At 45.1% G+C, this 2065-nt stretch carries 2 protein-coding genes and 1 pseudogene; 2 read left to right on the forward strand and 1 reads right to left on the reverse strand.

Annotated features, from left to right (window positions below):
- Both H6F50_RS12925 and H6F50_RS12930 read left to right on the forward strand, forming a co-directional pair.
- Window positions 1–471: hypothetical protein (locus H6F50_RS12925; protein ID WP_199292136.1), on the forward strand; the 471-nt coding region annotated here is incomplete at its 5' end.
- A 56-nt stretch (window positions 472–527) separates the two neighbouring features.
- Window positions 528–1086: pseudogene (locus H6F50_RS12930) on the forward strand (IS701 family transposase); the annotation flags it as partial.
- 52 nt (window positions 1087–1138) lie between these two features.
- On the opposite strand, the gene H6F50_RS12935 reads toward H6F50_RS12930, so the two are convergent.
- On the reverse strand, window positions 1139–2065 hold a 927-nt coding region (locus H6F50_RS12935; RefSeq protein ID WP_190429015.1), incomplete at its 5' end, for a CHAT domain-containing protein.

The raw sequence follows: 2065 nt of genomic DNA on the forward strand, positions 1-2065 counted from the left end.
CAAGCTGAATTGCTCATGCAACCAGCTTTTATCCGAATCATCGACCAGATTCGCAAACAGCTAGACCAATCAAACTGGAAGGGAACTTACCAAGATGTATTGATTTGGCCTGAAGGGACACCGGAGGAAACTAAAACCACTTTTACGTTATTAAGAGAACAGCTTGCATCTGCTTCTCCGGAGGAAGCTTCGGAGATAGAACAAGCATTGGTAGCAATGCCTAATCCCTATCCTGGTTATCTACTTTGTTTGAAGCATCAAGACCAGCAAGTTACTGTTGATTTGTGGGAACTTTGTTATCAAGTCTGTTTTCGCAATTACACGCAAGCGATCGCTCACCCAGAGAATCAGCAAGTCGAGATTGATACTAGCTTAATTGAAGAGGATACTGGCGATGTAGACTGGAACCTCTTGGACGCTAAAGCGCGACAGTTAGTGGAGAAGGTATTTGCGGACTTACCAGCTAGTTAACAAGTCCGCAAGTTAAAAGATGAGGAAAGGGACGAAGGTGACATGCTCCCGTTGAAATCCGCTTAGATAAGTTAGCCGATTCAATGCCTGCTGAGGCTTTTACTCCTATCCAACTTAATTTAGATAAACCAAAAACCGTTTGGGTGGCAACGGTTGAAGTTGAAATGTCGCAGGTTGAAGGAACGAGAAGAGTTGCTATCGTCATGAATGCTTTAACCTTCAACGAAGCTAGTGATATTGACTATTTGATTACCAATATTGAATCAACACAAGCCACAGCGGAATAGATAGTAACTACCTATGCTCAAAGGAATTGGGTGGAAGTTTTCTATCGGGAAGCTCTCATGATGGTTAGGACTATCTGAATATCAAGTCAGAGATTACACAAGTCTACTCAGTCATTTCATTCTTGTCTTTTGCGCCTATACATTTATTTTATGGCACACCAAAACTGGAGGATTAAGAAGACGTTGGGCTTCTAAACCTTTAAATACCTTTCCTGAGGCATTAAAGGCGTTTCGCACAGCAATGTCTTTCCGTTTTGTGGAGTGGCTGAATCGAAATCGGGACGTATTGTTCTCTTATAAAGCAGCTTTGGGCTTTATTTGGGCTTGATATCTGTTTAAGTCCCGTTAAGTTTGTCTACTTTGTGATAAGTCGTTTGCTTTTACCAAGGATTGCCAATCATTGTAAAAGCAGACCAGTAATAAGGATGGGAGAGGACTTGATTTCCGATTCCTAGCAATTGGGGTGGCAAAGAGATATCCCCATTGCGAGTCCGTAACTTTCCTCCTTCCAGTCGCACTTGCCCCTTGAGCATCGCCAACTGAGCTTGACGTAGCGCCTCTGCCTTAATCGGAGCTGTTTTTAATTCTTCGTAGAATTCTGCCATCAGTCCCAGAGTCCCCTCATCGCTGACGTACCACAAACTTGCCAACGCTGATTTCACCCCTGCTTGCACCGCTAATCCCGCAAAGCCCAACTCTGCCTGCTCGTTCCCCACTGCTGTGCGACAGGCACTCAGCACTAATAGCTCTACTGGTGGGTTGTCCCAACCCAGTTCCCGCCAGTGATCGAGTCGCAACTTGGTGTCCCATAACTGAATATAGGAGTTGCTGGGAGAACCTGAATTAAACTCTCCGTGAGTTGCCAGGTGTACAATCTCAAACGGCTGTTGTTGACGCTGCACCTTCAGATTCTTTAGCGTAAAATCTTCATTGAGAAAGGACTTGCCTTTCCACAGATAGGGCACGATTGCTGATAATTCCCTCGGTACTGCTGGTAAAGGATTTTTATCCGTAAATTTTGAGATGCCCATTGCCAAAACTTGAGCATTTTTCAAACTCTGATAGTGAGTATCGGTGAGGCTAAGGCTGGGCATCAAACCAACGCTGTAGCGCTCAAGGATAAACCCTTTACCATCGTGGAGGGCAGCGATAGGGATCGTGCGTAGACCCTCGTCCATGAGGAAGACAAGATTTTGAATATCGAGTCTTTGCAGATCTTTCTCTAGCGGTGCTAGCAGCCATTGATACATCTGCTGAGAGGATGCTAGGTAGCCACGAGCGCTTTTAAGGTTGGTCACTTGCGTCTG

The sequence above is a fragment of the Coleofasciculus sp. FACHB-712 genome (assembly GCF_014695635.1).
Lineage (GTDB): Bacteria > Cyanobacteriota > Cyanobacteriia > Cyanobacteriales > FACHB-T130 > FACHB-T130.